Here is a 25,976-nt window from a genome sequence, read left to right on the forward strand (position 1 = left end):
GTCTATCAACCTTTCATTTTTTCCAGTAAAATCATAAATTGCTGTTGCTCATCGACCGTCAATGCCCCCACCATTTCTGCCTCAAATGCTAAAATGGTTTCGGTAATAACAGGCAATTGTTCCTCTGCATACGGTGATAAAGTAACGATTTTTTCCCGTTTATCTTCACCATCTACTCTTAGTACCCAACCTAAAGTCTCAAGTCGCGTAATTGCTCTAGTAATACTCGGTGCCTCAACATTTAAATATTTCCATATTTGCGTTAACGTCATAGGTCCATGATTATGTAAGCAATATAAAATAGTCCATTGTGAACTATACAAATTGTGCTGTTTCAGTACTTCATTTAAACAATTCGTTATATAACGACTTTTTTGGAATAAAGCATGAAATAAAGGATTCATGTTAGTGACCTCCAAAATTTATTTACCTAGCTAAATAAATACTATACGCTTCATTTTTTTTGTTGTAAAGCGAGTTGTTTATGTAGTGCATTTAGAGGCAATGATTCAGAATCGAGTGGAGGGTAACAGCGATTTTTTCACTTACCGCGGATTTCCACGCTATTATTAGCGATTTCACTACTTTTTCTAGCTTTTCTATACTATCAGAAGGGAATTTTTTGAAAGTGTCGAATTAAGCTACTAGATTACAATAAAAGGAGATGGAAGCATGGGGAAAAAGGTATTGATACTTGCAGGAGACGCAGTTGAAGCTTTAGAAATTTTTTATCCTTATTATCGTTGTCTAGAGGCTGGCTATGATGTAACGATTGCAGCACCTTCCGTAAAAAAATTACAGACTGTATTGCACGATTTTGTCGATGGGGTCGATACATACATCGAGCGTACAGCATATGGCTTAGATGCACATTCATCCTTTGCCGAAGTAGACCCAACACAATTTGACGGACTCATCATTCCTGGTGGACGAGCGCCGGAATACATTCGTTTAAATGAGCATGTGCCAAAACTAGTGAGCCATTTCTTTGAAGCAAATAAACCAATCGCTGCTGTATGTCACGCTGCTCAAATTTTCGCGACCATTCCAGAAGTATTGAAAGGACGTGAGCTAACAGCCTATATTGCCTGTAAGCCCGAAGTTCAAATAGCAGGAGGAACATATATCAATGCTAATCTTCATACAGACGGCAATTTAATTAGTGGTCATGCATGGCCAGATTTACCTGGATTAATGCGAACATTTATTCAAAAGCTAGAAAATGAATAGTAGGAGGATGCCTAACATTAGGCATCCTCTTATTTTATGGAGTGGTTTCTTGGAATTCCACCTTTACCAATTTATTTGTATTTGTTACATATTTGATTCGAACTTGTACACCGAATTCCTTGTCGCTTAGTTTTATCCAAAGCTTAAATTTCTCAATAGTGGTGTCTTCATTCACTTCGCTTCCCTCATACAAATAATCGAGGATTTTAGCTTTAGGATATTTTGCCTGCGTCTCTTTTATCGCTACTTTTCCCCATTGAGCACGGGTTGGTATTTCTTGCTGAGCATAGGCACTTGTTGGGATGTGTATCGATACGGCAAACAATACAAGAAAAAACCCTAGCATTACATAAAATTTTCGCAAGTGAATCAACCTCTCATATTCTTTTGGCATAAAGTCGCCAAAACAGCATAAAATAAGTGCTCCCTAAGTATTTCTTCTTAAGGAGCAGTTTTTGTTATCTTTTGCTGGATTGTTTTGGTTGTTGAGGATTGTTATGAATTACTTGATTAAATTCTGCTGAATATTCCTCATGATCATTTCTTTTATGTGTATCTTCTTTCTTTTTCTTTTTGAAGCTTGTTTTACCCTTCTTTGCCATTATTTAAGCCTCCACTATTTTAGTTATTTGTTTTTGTTGGACTGTTGATGTTTCTTATGGTTCGTTTTATTATCTTTATTTTTGGCTTTCGCATCAAATTCTGCACCGAATTCTTCATTTAGATTGTCATTCGGGTTATTGTTATTACTATTTGATTGATCGAGGTCTATTTTTTTGTAGGTATCAAAAGGATTATGCGTTCTAACATTCATTGTTTTATTGTTATTTTTGTTGTTTTTATTGGTGTTTCTATTGCCCACAGATATTCACCTCCTACTTGTAATGTGCTCAGGATAGAAGGATTTATGCTTTGGGGATTACGGCAGACATTACCAAAATAAAAATGTACATCACCAAAATTAATTAGTAATGTACATTGTATTTAGACAATCGTATATTCAGTTATATTTAATAATGCACCGACTGCACCTGAAAAACCGTGGTCATTTATAAAGATTGGTGTATGTTTTTTCGTACGTGTGTAATTGGCAATAACACGTGCAAGATGATCGTTATTACTTAAAGTTGAACCGATATAAACGATGTGCTGAGCATTTTTCTCTTCAGCATATTGAATACTAAGTGTCGTAATAACCTCACCAACAAGCCCTTGTACAGTTGCGATAATATCTTCTGTTGGATGTTTGACTGACTCTGTAATACCAACTTTCCCAAAATTACTAGCTGTCAAATGCCCATCAATAGGTGTGTCCATCCCTTGGTAAATATCCTTTACAAGTAAATCAATTTCTTCTCGATTACCTTTAGAGGCCAATTCTCTTATTTCATTATAATCCGTGATGCCAGTTGTAAGCGCTGACAATCCAATCAATGTTCCTCCGCCAACGCCTGTCCCACCAACACGAATATGCGTATTATCTTCCATATAATGAATCGAAGTACCCGTACCAATATTTGTAATCATGCTTCGCTCAAAGAAGTAGCCCTCTTTTTGCAACAAAAATCGAACGCCCTTCAATGTGGCTTCAAACTCTACTATATAATGAATCGATTTCATTTTTTTAATGACATCAAGTAATTGTTCTGTACGCCCTCCCGTAACACCAATATCCTCAATATCTGGATGGTTAATTATCCAATTCTTCACAGCGAGCAAATCATTTGACGGGAAAGTTGTTAAAACAAGCTCGTTATGCTCATCTAAATAAGCAACTTTTGTCAATGTTCCCCCTGCATCAATACCTATAGCCTTTGGCATACCATTCTCCTTTGACTTTACGTACAATCTCTATTTCAGATGGTGAGATATATACTAGATTTTGCTTTTATTCAAGAGGCGTTTAGAAGCCAGTTGAATAACGTTCATGTCTCCACAAATGTCACGGATTTTGCAAGGAGTTATTGTGCCAAAATCCGATGTATTGTATTTCAGTACCGAAAGCAAACAACAGCTACAAATGTTTTCTGCGCGAAAGCGAAGCGTCAGCAGCAATTGTTTTCTGTGCGAAAGCGAAGCGGCAGCAACAATTACTTGAAAAGTGAAGTTGCATATTTGTCCTTCCTAAACTTTAACGCTGTTGAAATAATTGTGCAATAACTTAGCAAACTTTCATAAAAAAAACACGAAAAATATCAAATTTCTTCTATTATTCACGCGATTTTCGTCTCATTTTTATAACTTTAACATTATTCTACTAAAAAAACAAAAGAAGTGAAAACACCCTAATATATTTTTATTTCTATAGCAATTCTAGCAATTAACGAGCTGAAATATACCTCCATCAATCACAAGTTAATTTCTGTCTCAATCGATTTTGCCATTTTGCGCCACCCCTGACGGTACAACCTGTACATCGCAACTTTGTTATCTACCTTTCATCTATCCCCTTTGAAAATAGTTGATTATAAATTGAACAATCTGTTTTATCTTTCTTCACTTTTACGATACGATATACTATAGATGTGTTACCATTTGAACGGAGGAATACAAGTGAAAGAACAAAAGAAACTTTATAAAGAAGCGATGCAAGTTTTAAAGGACACTAGTCGCACTTTTTATATACCGATTACTTTTTTAAAAAATGATTTAAAATTGTCAGTGGCTGCCGCATATTTAGCAATGCGCGCTATAGATGAAATTGAGGACCATGAAGAGCTTTCAAATGATGTGAAATTTGATTTACTAACTGCAACAAGTGAATTATTAAAGGATACATTTAATGCCGAAGCTTATGAAGCATTATTAGCGCCATATACAAATCAGCTACCTGAAGTATCTCTTCGATTAGCAGATTGGCTAACGTTTTGTCCTGAAGGCTCACGTAAAATTGTCCAAGCTTCAACGAGTGAAATGGCATTCGGGATGGCAAAATGGGCAAAGGCAAACTGGCAGGTGCATACGCGAGAGGATTTAGATGATTATACATACTACGTTGCAGGGCTTGTTGGGACAATGCTGTCTGAGCTTTGGGCGTGGGGTGCTGACATTCAAACAGATCGCGATTTAGCAATTGGCTATGGTCGAGGTCTACAAGCAGTCAATATTTTACGTAATCAGCATGAGGATCTGGATGAACGTGGCGTAAGTTTCGTTCCAGATGGCTGGACACGCGATGATTTATTTGCATACGCGGAGGAAAATCTTGCAAAAGCGGATCTTTATATGAAAGATATTAATAAAAGAACGGTATTATTATTCTGTCGATTACCGCTTGCCTTAGCCCATAAAACATTGAAGGCGATGCAAGATGGTCGTGAAAAAATAACACGAGCAGAAGTAGAACAAACGGTTGAAGAGGTTCAGGCTGACTAAAACCGTTGCCTTAACTTAAATGAACCAGTAGACATTGACAATATAAAATAGTTAGACGGCTTGAGCCTATATTTAAATAGGCTTAAGCCGTCTACTCGTTTTTTAGTTCATTCGTTATTGCAAATCCAATGTTTATTTATATAGATAAATTAAACAATATTATTATTTTTCACAAATTTGTCATGCATCACCTGTGATCTGATGATTATGAGAAGTTTTAAAATTGATAGTATTGCTCATAAAAAAGCTTCGTCGAAATGTAGCTTTACTTCGCTAGAGTCCTTAACCACTGCGTATTTTTGTGTATTTTCATGGAGAGTTTTCTCGTGACCGAAAATATTAATCTTGTTGTTGACCTTTGTGTAACACAAACCTTTATAGTCAATATCAATAGAAATCCGAATCTTCAGAAGAATGTAAGATAGATGAATGAAAAAATACTCCCCTTAAATAAACAGATTTATTTATCTGTCTACCTAAGTTGGAGTATCTCACTCTAGTATTGGGTTTCTTTGCTTATACGATATCAATAAGCTTAATAATAATTTCATAGCTAAAAAAGACTGAAAGCACCGTTAACATCATATACACTACCTTTTCAGCTTTACTACCCGTTTTTGTAGTAATTGGCATACGTACTGAAATGGATACTGGGAAAAACAGTTTTACACCCTTCTTCGTACACATATCAAGGAAAACATGACTTGCCATCCCTAATAAAATACCTAGTGAAATGGTTTCGTAAGGTATAAACGTATGTAGAAGCATCCAAACCAGAAATAAAAAAAGCAAACTATGTGTAAAGGAACGATGTCCAAACAGCGTATTAACCATCTTTGAAATGATGGGAAGCTTCCTCCCAATTTTACTGCCGCCATGGCAAATATCTGGAAGTAATGCACCGATAACGCCTGCTCCTACTAAAACAAGCGGATTATCATTAGAAATTTGTGCAAAAGCAAGGCTTGCCGTGATGCCTCCGATAATATGTGTATTCCCTTGCATATTTACTTCCACTCCTTATGTCTCTATATTTTTACCTTTCTTAATTTATCACACTCTACCCCGAAAGGGAACATATATTCCGAACAAATAATCCCCTTTTTTATGACCACTCGAGAAAAACTCTCATAAAAATCAGAAACATTTCAGGTTCTTATTGTATATATAGGATGATTAGAGATAAAAATGAGTATTGGAGGTTATTTATGAAATCTATCAAAGGAATTTTGTTTATTATACTAATAATGACTAGTAGTGCTTACCTGTGGTATTTCGCTACACCTATAGAGCCTATCCATGCTGTTAACAGGCTTAGTCACATCATTGGAGGCATGGCCATTACGGGCTTCTTTCTTGTCTTTTTGTTAGCAACAAGAATGAAAACTTTTGAGCGTTGGTTCCATGGACTAGAGAATGTTTATTTTTATCATAAATATATAGCAATACTTTCACTAGTATTGGTGATTATCCATGGGCAATTACAAGGTCTAGTCCCCCGCTTGGATAGAGTGGAAAGAACTTCATTCAGCGAATTTGCGAAAGAACTAGGGTCACTTGGTCAATATGGTTTCATTGCGCTTATTTTAATTGCGCTTTTGGCTAAATTTCTAAAATATGAGCATTGGCGGATCTTTCATCGGTTATTGCTTATCCCTTATACATTCGGAATTTATCATGTCTATTTTTCAAGCAGATACGATTTATTACAGCCTACAGCTTTAGGAATTTTTACCGCAATAACGGCGACTATCGGATTTATGTCAGCATTATATATGTTGACAATGTATCAGGATATGTTTTTTAAATATAATGGCAACATTACGGGGATCAAAAAATTAGGGCCCAATGTTATTGAACTGGAGCTAACACTTGATAAAACAATACCGTATCGACATGGACAATTTATTTTTATCAAGATTTTACAAGATGGCATTGAAAAGGCACCTCATCCATTTTCTATTTCAGGTGGCGATGGAAAAAAAGTATATATCTCTATGAAGGTACTTGGTGATTTCACAAAAAAAGTATATGATACCGTTCAACTGAATACACCAGTCACACTTGATGGTCCTTATGGTCATTTTAATTTTGAAAATGAGTCTCAACAACAAGTTTGGATAGCTGGTGGCATAGGCATTACTCCATTTTTATCTTATTTGCAATCACAGACCGTCGATCGTAATATCGAGTTATTTTACACTTATCATGGTGAAGACAATGCTATTTATAAAGATTTTTTACAGGGGTATGCACAAACTAATCAACAATTTAGCGTGAACTTTATTGATACAGCCCATATGGACAGGCTTTCATTTGAACATTTTTCAGTGCCAGCGCATACGAGTATTTTTATGTGTGGCCCCCAAAAAATGCTTAAACATTTTGCCAAGCAATTGAAAACCTGCAATAAAGATCTAAGCATTCACTACGAAGCATTTAAATTTAAGTAATTAATCAATTATGCCTCGGCATAATTGTGTCTGGAATCGGCTTTGTGCTTAGGCCTGCACGATGCAGGTCAGTTAGCCGTTATCGCATGGATGCGATGGTTTTAGGCTAACATCCCCTAAGAACTCCTTTCCGATTCCGTGACATCCGCCGGAGGCTTGACTTCTTTCAGCGGGTGTTCTGGATACCCGCTGAAAGAAGTCAAAACTCTCTAATTCGAGCAATTTACTTGGAATTTCGAAAAAGATATCGTATAGTAAAAATCTCACCAAAATTAAAGGAGATTTTTTAACATGACTACAACTAAAAGTTATTTAAATAAAGTAATGCACGATCGTAAATCTGTTCGTAAATATGAGACAAATTTTAAAATTCCACAATCTGAATTAGAGGAATTACTTGTTGAGGCAACAACCGCTCCATCATCAAGCAATTTACAACCTTGGCGCTTTTTAGTAATCCAAGATGAAGCAGTAAAAAAAGAACTACGTATGATTGCTAATAACCAGGAACAAGTAGAAACTGCTTCTGCCATCATTGCGGTATTAAGCGATACTGAAATGTACAATAACGTAGAGGAAGTCTATACAAAAAACTTCGAGCTTGGCTACATGGATGAAGCAACGAAAAATATGATGATTGAAAATTCATTAAAGCTTTATTCAAACCTTCCTAAAGAAGTTCTAAAAAATATAGCTACCTTTGATACGGGCTTAATTTCTATGCAAATCATGCTTTTAGCAAAAGATATGGGCTATGATACGGTTACAATGGGTGGCTTCAATAAGGAGGCTTTTGCGAAACGCTTTGAATTATCAGACAATCTAGTGCCAATTGTCTTAATCGCCATCGGAAAAGCAGCAACACCGGCTCACGGATCTTCTCGTTTAGCGCTAAATGACATTGCAACATTCATTTAAGACTATACAAAATGTTTTTTAGAATAAATATGATACACTGACTATAGAATAAAAAAGACTGGATGCGTTAACATCCAGCCAGAAGCAACAATCATGCCGCAAACATAGCGGCTGACCAAGTTAAAGTTTATAGAATTAGCCACCCTACTTAGCAGGCAGGGTGGCTATTTCTTTTTATTTTGAGAGACAATAATGCTTAGCCTCAGTGTAAGTACTGCAATTAGTAAAAGACTACACTGTACAATCAATGATGCCTCGGCATAATTGCGTCGGGAATCGGCTTTGTGTTTTGGTCGAACAGATATGAAACGAGAGGGAATTGTTAAATGGTTTAAAGAACATTGTGTATCTCTGAAAAATCTCAAATTTTTTCAAAATAAAAATGGTGAAAGGTAGATATAAATCCTACTCTCATTCACCATTTTCTTACTACTAGATTATGTCTCTATGATCCTCATACGTGTTAAACACTTTTCACTTAAGATAACATCCACCTTCCCCCTTCAAAAGGGAGTTCAGCCGCACCTGCTTTATGAATTGTTGCTACTGCTAGTCTACCAATTTTATGATATATTCTACGGAAAATCCTCAGAAGATTTATGTTTTGTTTTTCCACCTATTTCGTTAGTCAGGTGAAAGACTATACTCTATTTGCCGCTTCATAATCATGAATCCCGAGTTACGTTATTACCTAAAAAAACAACACTAAAGAATACCTTTATTATTCTGACAATTTAGCTAAAGACTCTTTCAAAAGCTGCAGCTCAGGAATTGATAACGTAACACCCTTCCCCATCTTTGTATGATCCTCCGACCAATCTCTAATATCGTATTTCGGTTCACGATCATTCCAACTAATTAAATTCAATTCTTTTTTCCACCCTTTATTGCCCTCCGATAATACCGCAATCGTTTCAATAATTTCGTATTTAATTTCTGCCATATGTATTCCTCCTTAATGTAACTGTAATAAGAACTATATCCTGAAATAATAGGATTATCAAACGTGACAACGTGTATATAATTACTCGTACAAAGAATTGTATAGCAATAAGAGCGCGAAATCTGGACACTTAGTCTTTAGGTAGAGCTTTTCTATGTTCTTCCTTAATGAAATCAAATAATTACTTTAACTTGTGTACTTTTTTTAGTTTCTATACTTCAAGTACTCATGGCAACCTTATTGCCAATTTTGTTTTTTCCCCCATTGTAATTTTTAGCGATGCTATTAGCGCTTTTGGAAAATACAGGAATTATAAAAGTCGGAGCGCTAACGTAGCGGCAGCAACAAATGTTTTTTGTGCGAAAGCGAAGTGCTAACGTAGCGGCAGCAACATTACAACCGAACTAGGTAGTAACGACAAGGTTAAGCCATCTCTTGTCATTACTGCCTTTTTGGTTCAATCACTAATTTCGGGGTTGTCTTATAATCGAACAGAACACCAAGAATATATTATTATAATCAAATACGTCTCTTAAAAAATAATACAAATATATGATTCACATTAAATTCAGGATATTCTTAACTGTAGATTTGTGACTTTGGTATTGTTATGATAATAAAGTAATTTTTTAGAAAGGAGGTTTTCTTGTGTACGATTCTTATAATTACGATGATATCGATATGGCTCTTAGTGGTTTATTTCTCGTTATTATGTTAGTTGGCCTTGTATTGAGTATTGTAAGCTATGTTATTAGTTCACTCATTTATTATAAAGCATCAAAAATAAATGGTTTTGGCGATCTAGCTTATATTGCATGGATACCAATTATTAACGTTTATAGCCTTTTCTTATTAACGGCAAAGGGTGAAGATAACGCAACTGTTCGTGGCGCAGCGAAAAAGAATGCTCTTATTTACGTTGGATTAATACTTGTCTCATTTATTCCGTTTCTAGGTATTATCGCTTCATTAGGTCTTTTAGGCTTTACTTTGTATTTCACTTATCGCCTGTTCTATCGTTGGACTGGTGAAACTGGGAAAGCTGTACTTTATATCATTTTATCGTTCATTACATTCGGACTATTCTATTATATCTACGGCTTAATGAAAATGAATAAACCTTTCGTTGCATAAATCATATGCAAGTACAAAAACCTCTTTACACCTTTCAAAGGGTAAAGAGGTTTTGAACTTATTTATACTTTAGAATTTCCTAACCTTTAGGAAAGACCTTACTTTAAACTCCGCGCTCATACTACCGTATCACTACTATTTTCATACACTACTAAAATCAAATTCACTATCACCATTAAAAAAGAAGTTAGCTAACAAGAACATTTAATATCTATAAATGTAAAAGGTTTAAGACTTCCAGGATCTTCGCATATTCAAAAAAGCTCAACTTCCCTCTTCCCCCTGTACTTCAATTAAATATATACCTTTCGAAAAGCCTCCGCGTTGCCTCTTCTTCTGTTTACGTATTTGTTCTAATTGTTTGTAGGATACATCGTACATTTGTATAGCTGTATGTACTAGTTCTAAAATATCCGCAAGTTCCTCAATAGCCTCTTTTGGAGATGCTGCCTCTAGAAATTCTAATGCTTCTTCTTGCATTTTCGCTTTTATTTCTTCTAAATGTTCTCTTTGTTCTAATATTCTCACGTTACAGGTTTTACCTCCTGCCTCAATTACTTGTGGAATTAAATCACGTACTAATTTATTGTATACCGGCATGTTCACTGTCTCCTTTTAACATAGTATTATTTTCCACATTCATGCTTAATTGTTTGAATATGTTGTTTTTTACTTCATTGAATACTTACATATGAGGAACAAGCTTATTGGAAGTATCGCTTCCCAACATTATTTTACCAACTTTATATGGAAAGCTAATTAAATACGAATTAGACAAAAATTTTATGCTCCACAATCAGAAAATCTGATTTAGAAAAAATAATATATTCTATTAGAAAAAAAGACGTTTATTCAAATTAGAATAAACGTCTTTTTTTATATAAGTAAGTTAAATGATCAGTCATTTTTATACTAAAAGTGTAGTATTATCGTCCTTCTTTTCCGCAACTAAATGATTGGTTGCAAGGCTTACTACAATAGCTACTGCACAGTTAATAATAACAGCAATCATTCCTGTGCTGATGTCATTAATTACGTGTGGGATGTTCGGGAAAAAGTCAATTAGTTTATGTGATGTTATGGCACCATAAAATACGATTCCTACACCAATTAATATTCCTGCCATTGTACCGATTTTATTAAGAATGCGATTTTTATAGAAACTAAACAGGAGTGCTGGAACAAGTTGTGTTATTAAGCTGTATGACATAATGTTTAAGATTGCTAGTGCATCCCCTCCAGTAATCGTGAAGATGAAAGCAACCAATATTATAGCAAATACAAACATTTTTGAAGCAAATAACTGTTGGCGATCTGTTGCCTTTGGTTTCACAAGCTTGTAAAATCCAGTCATTAATCCAATTGAAGCAGACATTAACATAACAGATGCGGGTACTAAAGCAGTTAATAACCCAGCAGCACCGACAACACCTACTATCCAAGGATCAAATGTTTGAATCGTTAAGCGGAGTAATGATAAATCTCCTTCAGCCCCTTGTAATCCTGGAATCTCTATAATGGCTGCAAAACCAATGAAAAATGCGAATAAGAGTAATAGCGTATATAAAGGTAAGGTAATGGCATTTTTCTTCAATGCTTTTGCACTCTTAGATGATAACAATACGGAAAAGGAGTTTGGTAATAAATAAAAACCGAACGCATTTAATATGATAGTAGAGACAAACCAAGAAATACTTAATCCAGAACTAGCGAGAGTTAAGCTTTCTGGTTTTATTTTTTCTACAGCTTCAAATAAAGGTTGTACGCCTCCAAAATAATGGTATGGAATATAAATTCCTAAAAATACAATGACTCCTAATATCATGATATCCTTTAATACAGCTGTCCAAGCAGAGCCATGGATACCTGAAACGGTAACATAAATTGTAATAATTACGGCACCAATAGTACTAGCTATAATTGGGCTAATTCCTCCATAGGAAGCCTCCGAAACAATAATACCTAACCCTTTTAATTGTATAACAATATATGGAATCAATGCGATAGCACCCAAAAACGATACAACTAATCCTAATATCGGACTTTTATAGCGGGAAGCAAAATATTCTGGTTGAGAAATAATATGGTGATCTTTAGAATAGTTCCAAATCTTAGGTGCAATCCAATAAGATAAAACATAGGCTAAACAAATATATGCAGGTACATAAAAAGCCGCGGCCCCATTCGAATAAGCCCAACCACTTCCACCAAGGAATGTAAAAGTAGTATAAACTTCTCCAGCAATGAGTAGGAACACGAATAATGTACCAAAACCTTTATTACCAACAGCAAATTCATCGACATTCATTTTTTTCCCATGTGTTGCTAGGATACCAAGGAAAAGAGCAATCAATGCAAATACAAAAATAATCAGTAAAGCTATATTCATTATTCGTCGCCTCCTTGGTTTTCAGGATCCAATTTATACACAATTGCTAATATTAATGACGATAAAATCATCCAGAAAATAATCCAGAACAGGAGAAATGGTAAACCAAGAATATAAGGCTCTATTTTATTTGCAAAGGGCAAACATAAGCACATTCCAATAAACGGTATCAACAATAACAGTTTAATGTTTTTCATAAAAGCCTCCTTTGAATTTCCTTTTTATCGTACAAAAAAAGTTTAACCTTGGGATTAACGAGAACGTGAATAAGCCTGAAAATTTAGAGTTCAAAACAAGGATACCTTTTTCAAAGACATTGCAAATAACTATGGTGGAGTACATAATCACTTGTAAGTTGCACATCATAGAATGCACGTAAAATTAAGTCTTTAGAGGTAGGGAAATTATTCAAATGGACAGCTTGAAATTTAAGAATCCTCCTGCTTCATCACTATATTTTCGTTTTAGAGCGATCGAAAAGAATATCGCCATCTAGTATTGTTAATTCAACTTGAATATCTTTCAATTCGTGTGGAAGGGTTTTCAAAACACTTCGATCAAGTACAATCAAATCCGCTAATTTACCGGGTTCCAAACTACCCTTTATATCCTCGTCAAAACTTGCATATGCACCGTTATAGGTATATAGACGAATAGCTTCAAGAACATCTATTCTTTGTTTTTCACCAAATGAAGTTCCTTCGGCAGTGAGTCGATTGACCGCTTCGTGAATTCCAATAAACGGATTGTAGGTTGTAACTGGTGAGTCTGACCCAGCAGCAGCAATAATTCCTTGATCAATAAAGTCTCGTGCAGGATACATAAAGTTTGTACGTTCACCGTAGTTCGTTAAATAACTTTCACCAAATTCATACGGAAATGGTGGATTAGGTATTGGAATCATCTTTAACTCTTTCATTCGTTGCTGTAAATCGGGGCTTGAAATCCCAGCGTGTTCAATGCGATGTCGATGATTTTCACGAGGATTTTCTTTTAAAGCGCGTTCTACAACATTCAAATACATTTCAATTGCTTGATCACCTTGTGCATGTACAGTAATTTGATAGCCTAATTCATGTGCTTTACCAAGTACTTCATAAATTTCATCCTCGGTGTAATATAAGATTCCATGATCGTCTGGATTGCTTGTATAACCTTCACGGGTAGCAATAGTCGGACCAGTACTACTACCATCTGTAAACAATTTAGCAGGACCCACTTTAAAGAATTCATTTCCAGTTCCAGTTATCACCCCAGATTCCATCATATTTAACGTGAACTGTTTACAGTCATTTAAACTACCAATCATCGCATAGACACGAATTTTCAAGTCTCCTTTTTGGGAGGCTAATTGTAACATTCGGTAATTTTCTTTTGAAAACGTTCCAGCTTCATGAACGCTTGTAATACCAACTTTTAAGAAATGTTGCTGCGCGATTTGAATAGCTTGAGAAACTTCTTCATTTGAAAAAGTTGCAAACCTACTAAACTGCATATAAGCATTTTCAATCAATCGTCCAGTTAGTTGACCTTTTGCATCTCTTTCAATTAAGCCTCCTTGGGGATCAGGTGTTGTTTCGTCAATTTCTGATAGACGTAAAGCAACTGAATTTACAATTCCGATGTGACCGCAAGTACGGGTAATGGCAATCGGGTGGTCTATCGTAATGTTGTCCAATTCTTCAAGAGTAGGATATCGTTTTTCCTTTACTGTTTGTTCATTGAAACCCCAAGCGCGAATCCACTGACCCTTTGGTGTAGTAGCAGCTTGGTCTTTTAGAGCAGCCAAAATTGCATCTATGGAGTCCATCCCTGGCTCTTTACAGCTAATACTGAGTTGAGAAGTACCATACATGACCAGATGTAAGTGGGCATCAATAATTCCTGGTAGAATTGACTTTCCTTCCAAGTCAATTACTTGTGTAGAATCACCAATTAAACCTTTTATCTCCTCATTCGAACCGACTGCTACTATTTTATTATCAGAAATCGCTAGAGCCTCTCGGATAGAATCTTGTCCATCTACAGTAATTACTTCACCATTTAAAAAAACAATGTTCGCTTGCATCTAAATCCCTCCTGCTGCATATTTTGAATAATCGGAAAAAAAGAGACCGTGTAAGTCTATTCATTTATTTTACTAAAAATAGATTGTCTTATATTTTTACAAAAGGTAAGTAATTTTACTTTTTTTTAGACAAAAGGTTAAAAGGATTATTATTTAGTAACTATAAAAATCCTATTTAAAAAAGATTAATCTCACTTTTTCACCTTCATAGATAAACACATTTATGCTGATCCTTACCGAAGTTCAGAATTTAATAATCAACCTCTTACTATTTTATTAGTAGCGACTTTCCATTTTTCTTTTTCTTCGACGGATTTAAAAATATGTATAAAATGGTTCTTCACCACTAGACTTCTAATAATTCCAAATTCATTTTTACAATTCAATCAATCTTTTATCAAAAATTCATCACGGCAACAAGATATTCCTTACCCTAAAATAGTATATATGTATGATTATCACCTATTCCCTAATATTTTCCACCATAGATTTAACACTTTAGTACTGTTATTATTAGGAAGTATTTTTTTTGAAAGGAGGTTTTCCAATGTACGATTCTTATTATTATAATGATACTGATGCATTTTTCGCCGGTTTTTTTCTCATCATTATGTTAATTTTTCTCGTGATGGGTATTATAGGCTATATTATTAGTTCACTTATTTATTATCAGGCATCTAAAGCAAATGGCTTTGAAGATCTTGCCTATGTTGCTTGGATTCCTGTTATAAACGTTTATAGCCTTTTCCTATTAACTGCAAAGGGTGATGATGACGTAACAGTTCGTGCCGAAGCGAAAAAGAATGTTCTAATATATGCTGGATTTTTACTTGTTTCATTCATTCCATTTATCGGTTTACTTGCTTCATTAGGTGTTTGTATTTATGTTTTGTATTTCACATATCGCCTCTTTTATCGTTGGTCAGGTGAGCCGGGGAGAGCAGTACTTTATATTATTTTATCGTTCATTACATTCGGACTTTTCTATTTTATCTACGGCTTAATGAAGATGAATAAACCTTTCGTTGCATAATTACATATGCAAAATAGAAAACCTCTTTACACCTTTTAAAGGGTAAAGAGGTTTTCTTACTTATTCACGTAATTTTAGACTAAAGTGGCTCATTTATTTTGCTCCATTAAAAAATAAATAAATGAATAGTTTTCTTTCGATTGCAACACATTCAGCCCTCTTTTTTGATAAATATTACTATATTAAGATATTTTGAACTATTCACTGGAATTTTCTCCTAAACGAAATACTCGCTATTCTACTATGATATTTTCCTGAGCAATTACCACCGTATTTTTGAAAAAGAAGTTAGTTAACATAAAGTATGCTATACTATAATTTAGAATATTTAGAATCTATAAATTTTAATGCAAAGGGGTTTGATGATAGTGTATGAAAATATTTTAAGACATCCTGGACCAACGCCTATCCCAAAAAAGGTTCAGCTTGCGATGAATCGTGATATTATTAGTCATCGAAGCAATGAGTTTGTGGAGCTTTACCGTGAAACAATTGAATTAGTAAAACCTGTCTTCGGGACAAAACAGGATATTTTACTCCTTCCATCAGGTGGTACGGCCGCTTTAGAAGCTGCAGCAGTTAATACTGTTTCTGCTGGTGAAAATGTTGTTGTAATCACTGTTGGGGCATTCGGAGATTATTTCGTTTCGATTTGTGAGAAATACGGTTTTCATGTACATAAGCTTGAAAAAGAATGGGGACAAGCTTGCACAGCTATGGAACTGCGAGAATTCTTGCAACCGTTAAAAGATATTAAAGCTGTTTTTGTCACATACAATGAAACTTCGACTGGGATTTTAAACCCAATTGCTGAGTTAGCACAAGTTGTTCATGAGGAAACGGATGCATTATGTATTGTCGATGGTGTAAGTTGCATAGGAGGAGCTCCTGCTGAAATGGATACTTGGGGAATCGATATCCTTGTTACAGGCTCTCAAAAAGCCATGATGCTACCTCCTGGACTATCTTTAGTCAGTGTAAGCGAAAGAGCCTGGAAAGTTATTGAAGAAAATAAAGCACCATCCTATTATTTAAACTTATTGAGCTATCGTAGCTGGGCAGAAAAAGGAATGACCCCAAATACGCCTACTGTCACATTAATATATGGACTCCATGAAGTATGTAAGCTTATAGAGGAAGAAGGAGGCATTACACATACAATTGCCCGTCATGAACTAATGAAAAACATGGTTCGTCATGCCATGAACGCCCTTAATATTGAACTTCTCGCTACTGATGAGCATGCTTCACCGACCATTACAGCGATAATGGCACCAAAAGGGATTGCACTCGGTGACTTCTTGTCACATTTAAAGCAGCAATATCATTTAGATTTCGCTGGAGGACTTGGTCATTTGCAGGGTAAAATTTTTAGATTCGGTCATATGGGCTATTGTTTCCCAAGTGATATTTTACAGGCTATTTCTTTAATGGAAGCCGCGCTTCAAGACTTTGAATATGACTTTGAGCAAGGTGCAGGTGTACGGGCAGCACAGGAAGTATTTTTAACTGCTCAGCGAAAACAATGCCACGAAAAAGTGAGACTTTAATCAGTGAGGTCTTCTGCATCCCAGAGATTAGTCTTCACCAATTGGGCTTATACGAGAAGTTAATCTCCCATCTAGCTTGTTGTTTTCATTCTTACTGCTTGTAATGTGGGATAAAAGCTTTAAACCTCCAAATCCATATATGGATTTGGAGGTTTATTTACTTAATTGAGTTAATTTCATAAATTTAATCCCTTTAGTTTCAATGGGTCCGAAACAAACTTTTCGTTATGGCTTTTTATATTGAGGTTGGGACATAATTAGTCTCGAGAAGGAGTGAAAAAAGTGAAATCACGTCGTCGATTTCACTTTTTTTATTATTTTTGAAAGATGCAGACAAGGCTTTACCACTTGTCTCATATTTTCGAATATTCACGGCTAATTCAGAAATTTTTTTGTCTCATCCTCTACATGTACCATTTAATTTTTTTCGTTTTATAGTTTACAAAATTTATTTAAGTAATGTGAGAGTTGTTGCGATTGCATTGTCAATAAATGATTTTTGTGGTTGAGATTTCATCATGACCGTTAATCCAATTAACGCTACAATTAGAGCCTGTGCTATAGACTTTGCATCCGTGCTTTCCTCTAATTCACCCGATTGGATTCCTCGTTCAATTGTCTCCTGAAAAATGACGGCTAGATAAAGTTGATGTTCTCTCGTTAAGATTTCAAATCTCTCATCATGAGGGGCTAGTTCAACCATTGTATTGATGCAAAAACAGCCGTTACTAAGATTTTTCGTATATTCAGCTGCAATCACTTCTTCAAAAAAAATAGCAAATGCCTGTTTTACAGAGGTATGACCTTGAAGTCTAGCTCTTATATCAGCTGCACGAGATGTCGTGTATCTACGAAGTGCTGCTTCGAATAGCTCTTTTTTATCACCAAAGGTTGAATATATACTCGGACGTTGAATCCCCATTCTAGCAGTGAGATCACTTAAAGAAGTAGCTTCATAGCCTTTCTCCCAAAATAACTGCATGGCAGCCTCTAAAACTTTTTCCTCATCAAATTCACGGGTTCTTGCCATAAAAAATCCACCTCCATTGTTTAAAAGTTAGCGAGTTTGTCACTATGAATTTTTAAATACCAAACAGTATGTAAATATTGTATAATCAGCTGCTTTTATTGTCAATTTTCATTGTGTTAGGTAAATACGGAGTAAAGTAATTTTAAATAAACACTTGACATTATAAACAACACTAAGATATATTTACCAATAATTATATTGTACCGAACGGTATGTTATAATTAAAATCTAATATTGAACGGAGGATATGTTGTGGACAATGATCTGAGGCCAGAAGTGGATGCTTCTGTGATGAATCTACAACCTTCTATGTCTAGAACTGTAACTTTATTATTCGCAACAGCCTGTGGAATGTCTGTCGCCAATATTTATTTCGCACAGCCGTTACTTGATCAATTGTCTAATGAATTTAACATTGATCACTCGACAATAGGTGTTGTAATTACCATCACGCAGATCTTTTATGGGTTGGGCTTATTACTTCTGGTGCCTCTTGGAGATTTACTAAACCAACGACACTTGATTATCGGACAGATGCTATTATCCACAACGGCTTTGGTTATAGTTAGTACTGCTTCTTCTAGTGTAGTACTTTTTACAGGTATGGCCTTAGTAGGTCTACTTGCAGTTGTGACACAGACACTTGTGGCGTTTGCAGCAACTATGGCTTCCCCTACAGAACGTGGACGTGTTGTTGGTATTGTTACAAGCGGGATCGTCATTGGCATTCTTCTCGCTCGAACCTTTGCTGGTCTATTAACAGACCTTACAGGATGGCGTTCCGTCTATCTAGTCTCTGCCGCCCTCATGCTTGTAATGGTTTGTATGTTTCTGAAGGTGTTACCAAAGGTGGAGCGCGAAGTAAAATCACTCCCCTATCATCAGCTAATTAAGTCCGTGTTCACTCTGTTTATGCAAGAAAGAACATTACGCATCCGCTCAGTTCTAGCCATGCTAATTTTTGCTGATTTCAGTATTTTGTGGACTTCACTTGTTCTGCCACTTAGTGCGCCACCATTAGCTCTTTCACATAGTGTAATTGGCGCATTCGGTCTCGTTGGAGTGGCTGGTGCACTAGCTGCAACACAGGCCGGGAAACTGGCCGATCGAGGTTACGGACAAAGAACGACAGGTATCGCTTTAGTTCTATTACTCATTTCATGGTTGTTTATCAACTATTTAGAACAGTCGTTATTGGCATTAATTGTAGGTATTGTGTTGCTTGATTTGGCCGTACAGGCAGTACATGTCACTAATCAGACGATGATTCTTCCATTACGTACAGAGGCACGGAGTCGACTTACTGCTGGATATATGATGTTTTATTCCATCGGCAGTGCTGGCGGCTCAATCGCTTCTACACAGATGTATGCACACTTTGGTTGGGAAGGGGTTTGTTTCCTCGGAGCTTTAATCAGTGCAATTGCTCTTATTTTTTGGGTTACGACTAAACTGTTTACAAAATATTAGATTTGATTAGGAGAGATAACAAATGGAAATAGGAATTACCTCTTTTGTAGAAACAAAACCAGATGTTCATAGTGGTGAAGTGATTAGTCATGCACAACGTTTGCGTGAAGTGGTTGAAGAAATCATTCTTGCAGATCAAGTGGGGCTAGATGTGTTTGGTGTTGGTGAACACCATCGAGAAGATTATGCTGGATCCTCTCCAGCAATGGTGCTGTCTGCTGCAGCTCCACAAACAAAAAAGATTCGGCTTACAAGTGCAGTAACAGTTCTATCTTCAGCTGATCCTGTACGTGTCTTTCAGGATTTTTCCACATTAGATGGACTATCAAACGGACGTGCTGAGATTATGGCAGGTCGGGGTTCCTTTATCGAATCCTTCCCCTTGTTTGGCTACAATTTAAATGATTATGATGAACTATTTGAGGAACATTTGGACTTACTCCTCAAAATTCGCGAGTCAGAAAAAGTAGTATGGGAAGGTAGACATCGACCAGCAATCAATAATTTAGGTGTATATCCAAAACCTGTTCAAAACTCCTTACCAATATGGGTTGGTAGTGGAGGAAATCAACAATCTGCCATCCGTGCTGGACTTTTAGGATTACCACTTATGCTAGCAATCATCGGTGGCAGTCCAATGCAGTTTGCACCTATCGTACAGCTCTATAAAAAGGCAGCTGCTCAAGCAGGGCATGATCTATCAAAACTTCAGGTGGGATCGCATTCAATAGGTTTTGTTGGCCCGAATACCGAATGGGCAGCAGATACGTTTTTCCCATCAACAAAGGCGGGCATGAATAAATTGGGCAAAGAACGGGGATGGCGATATTACGATCGCTCAAGCTATGATGCTGCCCGAAGTTTCGAAGGGGCGTTATATGTAGGTGATCCAGATACAGTTGCTGAAAAAATCATCCATCTTCGTAAAGTCGTAGGGATTACACGTTTTATGCTGTACGTACCATTAAGTACGATGCCACATGATCAAGTTATGCAAGCTATAGAATTGCTCGGAACAAAAGTTGCTCCTCGTGTACGTGAGGAAGTTGCCAAATGGGAGGCGAAAATGGCACTAGAAGGACATCCATTTTTTTAAGATATCATAATTTAACAGGAAGAATTTATATGACGATCAATAACCGAGTTTTGCCAGAATTAAGTCAGGCATACTCCCACTGGACTATTTATATAAATAACTCTCAATGAGCAAATACACTTTCAATGATTTCAAATCAATTTTGTAAAAGTAATAAACGCAAGAATGTTAATTCCGATAGCATTCTTGCGTTTTCTTATTAAATACCTTAATCATCAATCCTTGCTACTTGCACTACCTTTGCCATATATTCCTCACGCATTTCCACCGGCACCATACTTCCACCTGTTGCCCATACAAGATGGGTAGCTTGCTCCATCTTATCAATTAAATCATGCTCTTCTAAATAACTTTGTCCATTTTTCATTAACTGAATCGGTCCGAACATCCCTGCATGCGCAGATGGCTCTAAAAATAGACCTTCCGAATCCATCGCTAAACCGAGCGAAATAAATAATTCTTCATCTTTCACTGTATAACAGCCACTAATATAAGTTTCCATTACGTTCCCAACGAATTTAGAAGCACGACCAACAGCAAGACCATCTGCTTCTGTTTTATTATCAAGACCAATATCTTCTACACTGATGGCGTCATGTAAACCTGTCATTAAGCCAATTGTCATACAAGGGGAGGCTACAGGCTCAGCGAAGAAAATATGAGCATGTTCTCCAAAAATTTCACGAATGCCGTACGCAACACCGCCTGGTCCACCACCTACACCACACGGCAAATAAACGAACAATGGATGGGCTTCATCCACAGTAATATTCGTCTTTTCAAACTGTGCTTTTAAACGCTTCGCCGCCACTGCATAGCCAGCAAATAAGTCCTTCGAATTCTCATCATCAATAAAATGGCACATAGGGTCTTGTTCAGCTTCTCGACGCCCTTGTTCTACTGCAACGCTATAATCAGCTTCATATTCAATAACTGTCGCACCTTTTTCACGCAGCAATGCTTTTTTCCACTCTTTTGCATCACTCGACATATGTACAACGACATTAAAGCCGAGTTTTTTGCCCATAATGCCGATACTTAATCCTAGATTACCTGTCGAACCTACGGCAATTGTGTATTGCTGGAAGAATGATTGAAAATCCTTTGTTGCCAACACTGCATAATTGTCCTCTTTTGTTAGTTTGCCACTAGCGATCGCAAGCCGCTCTGCATGCCTTAATACTTCAAAAATACCACCACGAGCTTTAATAGAGCCTGAAATTGGCAATGTATGATCACATTTTAAGATCAATTGACCTGGTATTAAAACATCAAATTCCTTTTCAAGAGCTTTCTTTATCAAAGATATGTCTTGTATAGATGATTCAATAAGTCCTTTACTTTCCAAAAGCTCAGGAAATGCTACAGTCAAATAAGAAGAAAAGCGTTTAAGTGTTTCTTCTGCCTCCTCAACCTCTTCCATTGAAAAAAGATTGGTTTCCCCCCTTTTTTTTCGATTTGTATTTTCCCAAAGCACAGTATCATGATTTGCTAGCTCTTCTAATCTTGGGAATCGATTAAATAGTTCGTGTTTTAGTTCATCTTTCACCTTTAGATTCCTCCATTTTTTTAGCTAAAATTGCTCGTTCACAAATTTGTCGAAATTTCAATTCGAACGAAATATTGTTTTCTTGTGTTCGTTTTTTTGGTCCTCTCGTACGTCCACCAGCACGTCTAATTTTTTGTCCTACATGGCGCATATCGAGCAAACGTTCGATATTTTCATTGGACATCTCTCGTCCATTTTGATCGATTGGATAACCTCCCCTTGCCAAAACCATAGCTGCTAATCCGTAATCCTGTGTAATGACAATATCATGCTTTGAAAGCGCATTCACTAGCGTAAAATCAACCGAATCTGGACCCTTAGGAACAATAATTGTTATTACATTATCACGTTCAACACGGTGGGATGTATCGCAAAACAAGATTGTTTCAATCTCAAACTCAGATGATATAGATAGTGCCAAATCCACGACTGGACAAGCATCAGCGTCAATTAAAACCTTCACAATAAAGCATCATTCCTTTCTCATAATTAGATAGATCAACCACATCGTTGTTATTTTAATATAATATTTTTCTAACTCCACTTGTTCAATTTTTCACAAACTTTAGACTGTTTAAAAAAGTATTTTATTGAATAGTGCGAAAAATAGATATACGATACAAATATCAAATATCTGGAGGTTTTTTACTATGACAACTACAACTGTAAGCAACGAACAATTAGCAAAAGAGTACGTTGATGGCGTATTCGAGCAACTAAAAAAACAAAATAGTTATCAAGCGGAGTTCTTACAAGCAGCTGAGGAAGTTTTCATTTCATTAGTGCCTGTATTTGCACAACACCCTGAATATATAAAAGCCAATATCTTATCTCGTATCGTTGAGCCAGATCGAATCATTTCCTTCCGTGTTGCTTGGCAAGATGATAACAACCAAGTTCAAGTAAACCGTGGTTACCGCGTGCAATACAGTAACGTAATGGGGCCATACAAAGGCGGTCTTCGCTTCCACCCTTCCGTAAATGAATCAATTATCAAATTCTTAGGCTTTGAACAAATCTTTAAAAATGCTTTAACAGGCCAACCAATCGGTGGTGGTAAAGGTGGTTCAAACTTCGATCCTAAAGGTAAGTCAGATTCGGAAATCATGCGTTTCTGTCAAGCATTCATGACTGAATTATACCGCCATATTGGTCCAGATGTCGATGTTCCAGCAGGTGATATCGGTGTTGGTGCTCGTGAAGTCGGCTATTTATGGGGCCAATATAAGCGTATAACAAAAGCAAGTGAATCTGGTGTATTAACTGGTAAAATTCCTGGCTATGGTGGCTCTTTAGCTCGTAAAGAGGCAACTGGTTATGGTACTGTTTATTTTGTAAATGAAATGCTAAAAGATGCCAACGATTCATTCGAGGGTAAAACAGTTGTAGTTTCTGGCTCTGGTAACGTTTCAACTTATGCAATTGAAAAAGCACAGGCCTATGGTGCAAAAGTTGTTGCTTGCTCAGACTCTTCAGGCTATATTTACGACCCAGAAGGTTTAGACCTTGATGCAATTAAAGAAATTAAAGAAGTAAAAGGTGATCGTATCTCCACTTACTTAAACTATCGTCCAAATGCTACATTTACTGAAGGCTGCACGGGTATCTGGACGATCCCTTGTGACATCGCGCTTCCATGTGCTACTCAAAATGAAATTAATGGCGAATCGGCTCGTACTTTAATTGAAAACGGCGTAAAAGCTATTGGTGAAGGTGCAAACATGCCATCAGATTTAGAAGCAATTAACGAATTCTTAAATGCGGGCGTATTATTCGGTCCTGCAAAAGCGGCTAATGCTGGTGGTGTTGCTGTATCTGCTCTTGAAATGGCACAAGATTCTAGCCGCGTATTCTGGTCATTTGAAAAAGTAGATGCTAAATTACACGAAATTATGAAAAATATTTACGCAGATAGTAAAGCGGCTGCTGAAAAATATGGTTACCATGGGAACCTTGTAGTTGGCGCGAACATCGCTGGCTTCGTAAAAGTTGCTGATGGTATGCTAGCAGAAGGCGTATATTAACAACTTCAATTCACCTTAAGATGATAACGAATATTCGTTATCATCTTATTTTTTAATAAAAAAAGAGTTAAAACACACATAAAAATTATATTAAAACGAACAATTTTACTATTAAACAATTAAAACATTCGTGTTATAATAATAAAGTACTACAACATATTGGAGGGTTTTTTGTGGAATTATTGTATACAGGTAAAACGAAAAATGTGTTCAAGTTAGAAGATGGTCATTACTTATTAAAATTTAAAGATGATGTAACTGGTGAAAACGGCGTATTCGACCCAGGTGCTAATACTGTTGGTTTAACAATCGACGGTGCTGGTTTGGCTGGTCTTCGCTTAACTTCTTATTTCTACTCAAAACTAAACGAACAAGGTGTTCCTACTCACTATGTTGATGCAAACTTCAACGATGCAACTATGACGGTAAAACCTGCAACTGTTTTCGGTAAAGGTTTAGAGGTCATTTGCCGCTTCAAGGCCGTAGGATCTTTCCTACGTCGCTATGGTGCTTACGTGAAAGAGGGACAAGACTTAGATTCTTTTGTAGAAGTTACCATCAAAGATGATGATCGACTAGATCCTCCTATTTCTGAAGATGCTTTAGCAATGTTAGACCTGCTAACACACGAAGAATATGCAATTTTAAAACAACGTACAATTGAAATTGCTAAATTTGTTGCTGCAGAACTTGCCAAAAAAGGGTTAACCCTTTACGATATTAAATTAGAATTTGGCCGAGATGCTCAAACAAATGAAATTTTATTAATAGATGAAATTTCAGGTGGTAATATGCGCGCTTACAAAGGAGAACAATACATAGAACCATTAGAGCTTGAAAAAATTATGTTAGCTGAATAAAAAATCCATTCTATTAATTTCTATGTCTTACTAGATACGAGTAATCAAAAGAGTCGCTTTCTTGCGGCTCTTTTTGTTACTAAAATGATTTTTTTGAAACTTTTCATTGGGTCATCCCGTATACTTATTATACGCATAAATTTTCACTATTATTTTGGAGGTAATTTGATGGATAACTATAATGAAACAACACAAGAAAGGCCAAAGGTTAATCCATTTTTGTCTATTTGGTTGCATCCGAAGCGAACAACCCGTTACATGATAGAAGAAAAATCAATAGGTTTTGCGATTCTTCTCATGTCAATTGGTTATCTAGGTGTTACACTTTCAGACCTTATTGATAGTACATTTTTGTCAGACTGGTCTCCTTGGTTTATCGTCATTTTTTGTGTTATTGCAGCTCCGATTTCAGGGATAATTGGTACGGCTTTTTCTGCACTCATCACTTGGCTGTTCGGTAAACTTTTTAAAGGAACAGGCACTTACTCACACTTATTCAAAGGGCTAAGTTTAACTGCTATCCCATTTATAGTACTTATTCCTTTTTATTTAATTTGGTTATTTACATCACCTGAGTCTTTAATGAATCCTGATTTCGCTGGACCTTACCCTTGGTTTTTTTGGCTAGCAATTTTATTAACAATTGTGGTTGTAATTTGGTCCATCGTTATTACAGTAGGAATTGTTGCAGAGGCACATCAAATACCAAATTGGATGGCCTTCTTAACACTCTTAATTCCAACAATTATTTTCGTTATACTATTCATCATTCTTATGATTGTTCTCTTTTTAATTTTCGGTATTTTCATCGGAATGATGTAAAAAAATCTCCCCTCTCTATGAGAGCGGGAGAT

General features: G+C 36.2%; 26 protein-coding genes. 12 read left to right on the forward strand and 14 right to left on the reverse strand.

The window, feature by feature from the left end; translation table 11 throughout:
- Positions 1–5: 5 nt before the first annotated feature.
- The gene (locus ACQKMI_RS05595) at positions 6–404 is read right to left on the reverse strand and encodes a MarR family winged helix-turn-helix transcriptional regulator (RefSeq protein ID WP_427487681.1); all 399 of its coding nucleotides are present in this window, start codon (positions 402–404) and stop codon (positions 6–8) included.
- Between the two features lie 268 nt (positions 405–672).
- Here ACQKMI_RS05595 and ACQKMI_RS05600 point away from each other — a divergent pair, with 268 nt between their 5' ends.
- A complete protein-coding gene (locus ACQKMI_RS05600) occupies positions 673–1,230 on the forward strand; it encodes a DJ-1/PfpI family protein (RefSeq protein ID WP_427487682.1) in 558 nt (185 codons plus the stop codon).
- Positions 1,231–1,264: 34 nt separating this feature from the next.
- Here the strand turns inward: ACQKMI_RS05600 and ACQKMI_RS05605 are convergent, their stop codons facing one another.
- The 4 genes from ACQKMI_RS05605 to coaW all read right to left on the reverse strand — a co-directional run bounded on the left by ACQKMI_RS05605 (position 1,265) and on the right by coaW (position 3,051).
- Complete coding sequence (locus ACQKMI_RS05605) at positions 1,265–1,624, reverse strand: DUF3889 domain-containing protein (RefSeq protein ID WP_427487683.1); 360 nt, start codon at positions 1,622–1,624, stop codon at positions 1,265–1,267.
- Between the two features lie 64 nt (positions 1,625–1,688).
- Entirely contained in the window at positions 1,689–1,832 is a 144-nt protein-coding gene (locus ACQKMI_RS05610; RefSeq protein ID WP_169776077.1) for a hypothetical protein, read from the reverse strand.
- A gap of 23 nt (positions 1,833–1,855) precedes the next feature.
- Positions 1,856–2,092, reverse strand: coding sequence for a hypothetical protein (locus tag ACQKMI_RS05615; protein ID WP_419150377.1), 237 nt, complete (start codon positions 2,090–2,092; stop codon positions 1,856–1,858).
- A gap of 122 nt (positions 2,093–2,214) precedes the next feature.
- Positions 2,215–3,051 carry a type II pantothenate kinase gene (gene coaW, locus ACQKMI_RS05620; protein WP_323646528.1) on the reverse strand — a complete coding sequence of 279 codons (837 nt, stop codon included), beginning with the start codon at positions 3,049–3,051 and terminating at the stop codon, positions 2,215–2,217.
- Between the two features lie 732 nt (positions 3,052–3,783).
- Between coaW and ACQKMI_RS05625 the strand changes: the two genes are divergently transcribed.
- Positions 3,784–4,605: a squalene/phytoene synthase family protein gene (locus ACQKMI_RS05625; protein WP_427413094.1), complete on the forward strand. Its 822-nt coding sequence runs from the start codon at positions 3,784–3,786 to the stop codon at positions 4,603–4,605.
- A 516-nt stretch (positions 4,606–5,121) separates the two neighbouring features.
- On the opposite strand, the gene ACQKMI_RS05630 is transcribed toward ACQKMI_RS05625, so the two are convergent.
- Positions 5,122–5,610, reverse strand: a complete 489-nt coding sequence (locus ACQKMI_RS05630; RefSeq protein ID WP_427487684.1) for a metal-dependent hydrolase — start codon at positions 5,608–5,610, stop codon at positions 5,122–5,124.
- A 203-nt stretch (positions 5,611–5,813) separates the two neighbouring features.
- Between ACQKMI_RS05630 and ACQKMI_RS05635 the strand changes: the two genes are divergently transcribed.
- On the forward strand, positions 5,814–7,058 hold the full coding sequence (locus ACQKMI_RS05635) for a ferredoxin reductase family protein (RefSeq protein WP_427487685.1): 1,245 nt from the start codon (positions 5,814–5,816) through the stop codon (positions 7,056–7,058).
- Positions 7,059–7,349: 291 nt separating this feature from the next.
- Positions 7,350–7,976, forward strand: coding sequence for a nitroreductase family protein (locus ACQKMI_RS05640; RefSeq protein WP_427487686.1), 627 nt, complete (start codon positions 7,350–7,352; stop codon positions 7,974–7,976).
- 721 nt (positions 7,977–8,697) lie between these two features.
- Here the strand turns inward: ACQKMI_RS05640 and ACQKMI_RS05645 are convergent.
- On the reverse strand, positions 8,698–8,919 hold the full coding sequence (locus ACQKMI_RS05645; RefSeq protein WP_427487687.1) for a YdbC family protein: 222 nt from the start codon (positions 8,917–8,919) through the stop codon (positions 8,698–8,700).
- 648 nt (positions 8,920–9,567) lie between these two features.
- Here ACQKMI_RS05645 and ACQKMI_RS05650 point away from each other — a divergent pair.
- A complete protein-coding gene (locus ACQKMI_RS05650) occupies positions 9,568–10,053 on the forward strand; it encodes a hypothetical protein (RefSeq protein ID WP_427487688.1) in 486 nt (161 codons plus the stop codon).
- A gap of 264 nt (positions 10,054–10,317) precedes the next feature.
- On the opposite strand, the gene ACQKMI_RS05655 is transcribed toward ACQKMI_RS05650, so the two are convergent.
- The 4 genes from ACQKMI_RS05655 to ACQKMI_RS05670 form a co-directional block, all read right to left on the reverse strand.
- Positions 10,318–10,653, reverse strand: a complete 336-nt coding sequence (locus ACQKMI_RS05655; RefSeq protein WP_427487689.1) for a nucleoside triphosphate pyrophosphohydrolase — start codon at positions 10,651–10,653, stop codon at positions 10,318–10,320.
- Between the two features lie 307 nt (positions 10,654–10,960).
- Positions 10,961–12,442, reverse strand: a complete 1,482-nt coding sequence (locus ACQKMI_RS05660) for a sodium:solute symporter family protein (RefSeq protein ID WP_427487690.1) — start codon at positions 12,440–12,442, stop codon at positions 10,961–10,963.
- A complete protein-coding gene (locus tag ACQKMI_RS05665) occupies positions 12,442–12,639 on the reverse strand; it encodes a DUF3311 domain-containing protein (RefSeq protein WP_427417232.1) in 198 nt (65 codons plus the stop codon). Before ACQKMI_RS05665 ends, ACQKMI_RS05660 begins: the two co-directional genes overlap by 1 nt.
- Before the next feature lie 254 nt (positions 12,640–12,893).
- On the reverse strand, positions 12,894–14,510 hold the full coding sequence (locus tag ACQKMI_RS05670) for an amidohydrolase (protein ID WP_427487691.1): 1,617 nt from the start codon (positions 14,508–14,510) through the stop codon (positions 12,894–12,896).
- Between the two features lie 547 nt (positions 14,511–15,057).
- Between ACQKMI_RS05670 and ACQKMI_RS05675 the strand changes: the two genes are divergently transcribed.
- The gene (locus tag ACQKMI_RS05675; protein ID WP_427487692.1) at positions 15,058–15,543 is read left to right on the forward strand and encodes a hypothetical protein; all 486 of its coding nucleotides are present in this window, start codon (positions 15,058–15,060) and stop codon (positions 15,541–15,543) included.
- A gap of 368 nt (positions 15,544–15,911) precedes the next feature.
- Positions 15,912–17,093, forward strand: coding sequence for a pyridoxal-phosphate-dependent aminotransferase family protein (locus ACQKMI_RS05680; protein WP_427487693.1), 1,182 nt, complete (start codon positions 15,912–15,914; stop codon positions 17,091–17,093).
- Between the two features lie 448 nt (positions 17,094–17,541).
- Here the strand turns inward: ACQKMI_RS05680 and ACQKMI_RS05685 are convergent, their stop codons facing one another.
- Positions 17,542–18,123 carry a TetR/AcrR family transcriptional regulator gene (locus ACQKMI_RS05685; RefSeq protein ID WP_427487694.1) on the reverse strand — a complete coding sequence of 194 codons (582 nt, stop codon included), beginning with the start codon at positions 18,121–18,123 and terminating at the stop codon, positions 17,542–17,544.
- 291 nt (positions 18,124–18,414) lie between these two features.
- Here ACQKMI_RS05685 and ACQKMI_RS05690 point away from each other — a divergent pair, with 291 nt between their 5' ends.
- Both ACQKMI_RS05690 and ACQKMI_RS05695 read left to right on the forward strand, forming a co-directional pair.
- A complete protein-coding gene (locus ACQKMI_RS05690; RefSeq protein WP_427487973.1) occupies positions 18,415–19,593 on the forward strand; it encodes an MFS transporter in 1,179 nt (392 codons plus the stop codon).
- A 22-nt stretch (positions 19,594–19,615) separates the two neighbouring features.
- Positions 19,616–20,689 (forward strand): LLM class flavin-dependent oxidoreductase, encoded by a 1,074-nt coding sequence (locus tag ACQKMI_RS05695; protein ID WP_427487695.1) that lies wholly within the window; start codon positions 19,616–19,618, stop codon positions 20,687–20,689.
- A 208-nt stretch (positions 20,690–20,897) separates the two neighbouring features.
- On the opposite strand, the gene ACQKMI_RS05700 is transcribed toward ACQKMI_RS05695, so the two are convergent.
- Both ACQKMI_RS05700 and ACQKMI_RS05705 read right to left on the reverse strand, forming a co-directional pair.
- Positions 20,898–22,238 (reverse strand): D-serine ammonia-lyase, encoded by a 1,341-nt coding sequence (locus ACQKMI_RS05700; protein WP_427487696.1) that lies wholly within the window; start codon positions 22,236–22,238, stop codon positions 20,898–20,900.
- On the reverse strand, positions 22,228–22,701 hold the full coding sequence (locus ACQKMI_RS05705) for a YaiI/YqxD family protein (protein ID WP_427487697.1): 474 nt from the start codon (positions 22,699–22,701) through the stop codon (positions 22,228–22,230). Before ACQKMI_RS05705 ends, ACQKMI_RS05700 begins: the two co-directional genes overlap by 11 nt.
- 187 nt (positions 22,702–22,888) lie before the next feature.
- Between ACQKMI_RS05705 and gdhA the strand changes: the two genes are divergently transcribed.
- The 3 genes from gdhA (at position 22,889) to ACQKMI_RS05720 (ending at position 25,944) form a co-directional block, all read left to right on the forward strand.
- Positions 22,889–24,262: an NADP-specific glutamate dehydrogenase gene (gene gdhA, locus ACQKMI_RS05710; RefSeq protein ID WP_427487698.1), complete on the forward strand. Its 1,374-nt coding sequence runs from the start codon at positions 22,889–22,891 to the stop codon at positions 24,260–24,262.
- A gap of 173 nt (positions 24,263–24,435) precedes the next feature.
- Complete coding sequence (locus tag ACQKMI_RS05715; RefSeq protein WP_197144151.1) at positions 24,436–25,122, forward strand: phosphoribosylaminoimidazolesuccinocarboxamide synthase; 687 nt, start codon at positions 24,436–24,438, stop codon at positions 25,120–25,122.
- Positions 25,123–25,290: 168 nt separating this feature from the next.
- Positions 25,291–25,944, forward strand: a complete 654-nt coding sequence (locus ACQKMI_RS05720) for a YIP1 family protein (protein WP_427487699.1) — start codon at positions 25,291–25,293, stop codon at positions 25,942–25,944.
- Positions 25,945–25,976 lie beyond the last annotated feature (32 nt).

The sequence above is a fragment of the Lysinibacillus sp. NPDC097214 genome (genome assembly GCF_050277945.1).
GTDB lineage: Bacteria > Bacillota > Bacilli > Bacillales_A > Planococcaceae > Lysinibacillus > Lysinibacillus xylanilyticus_B.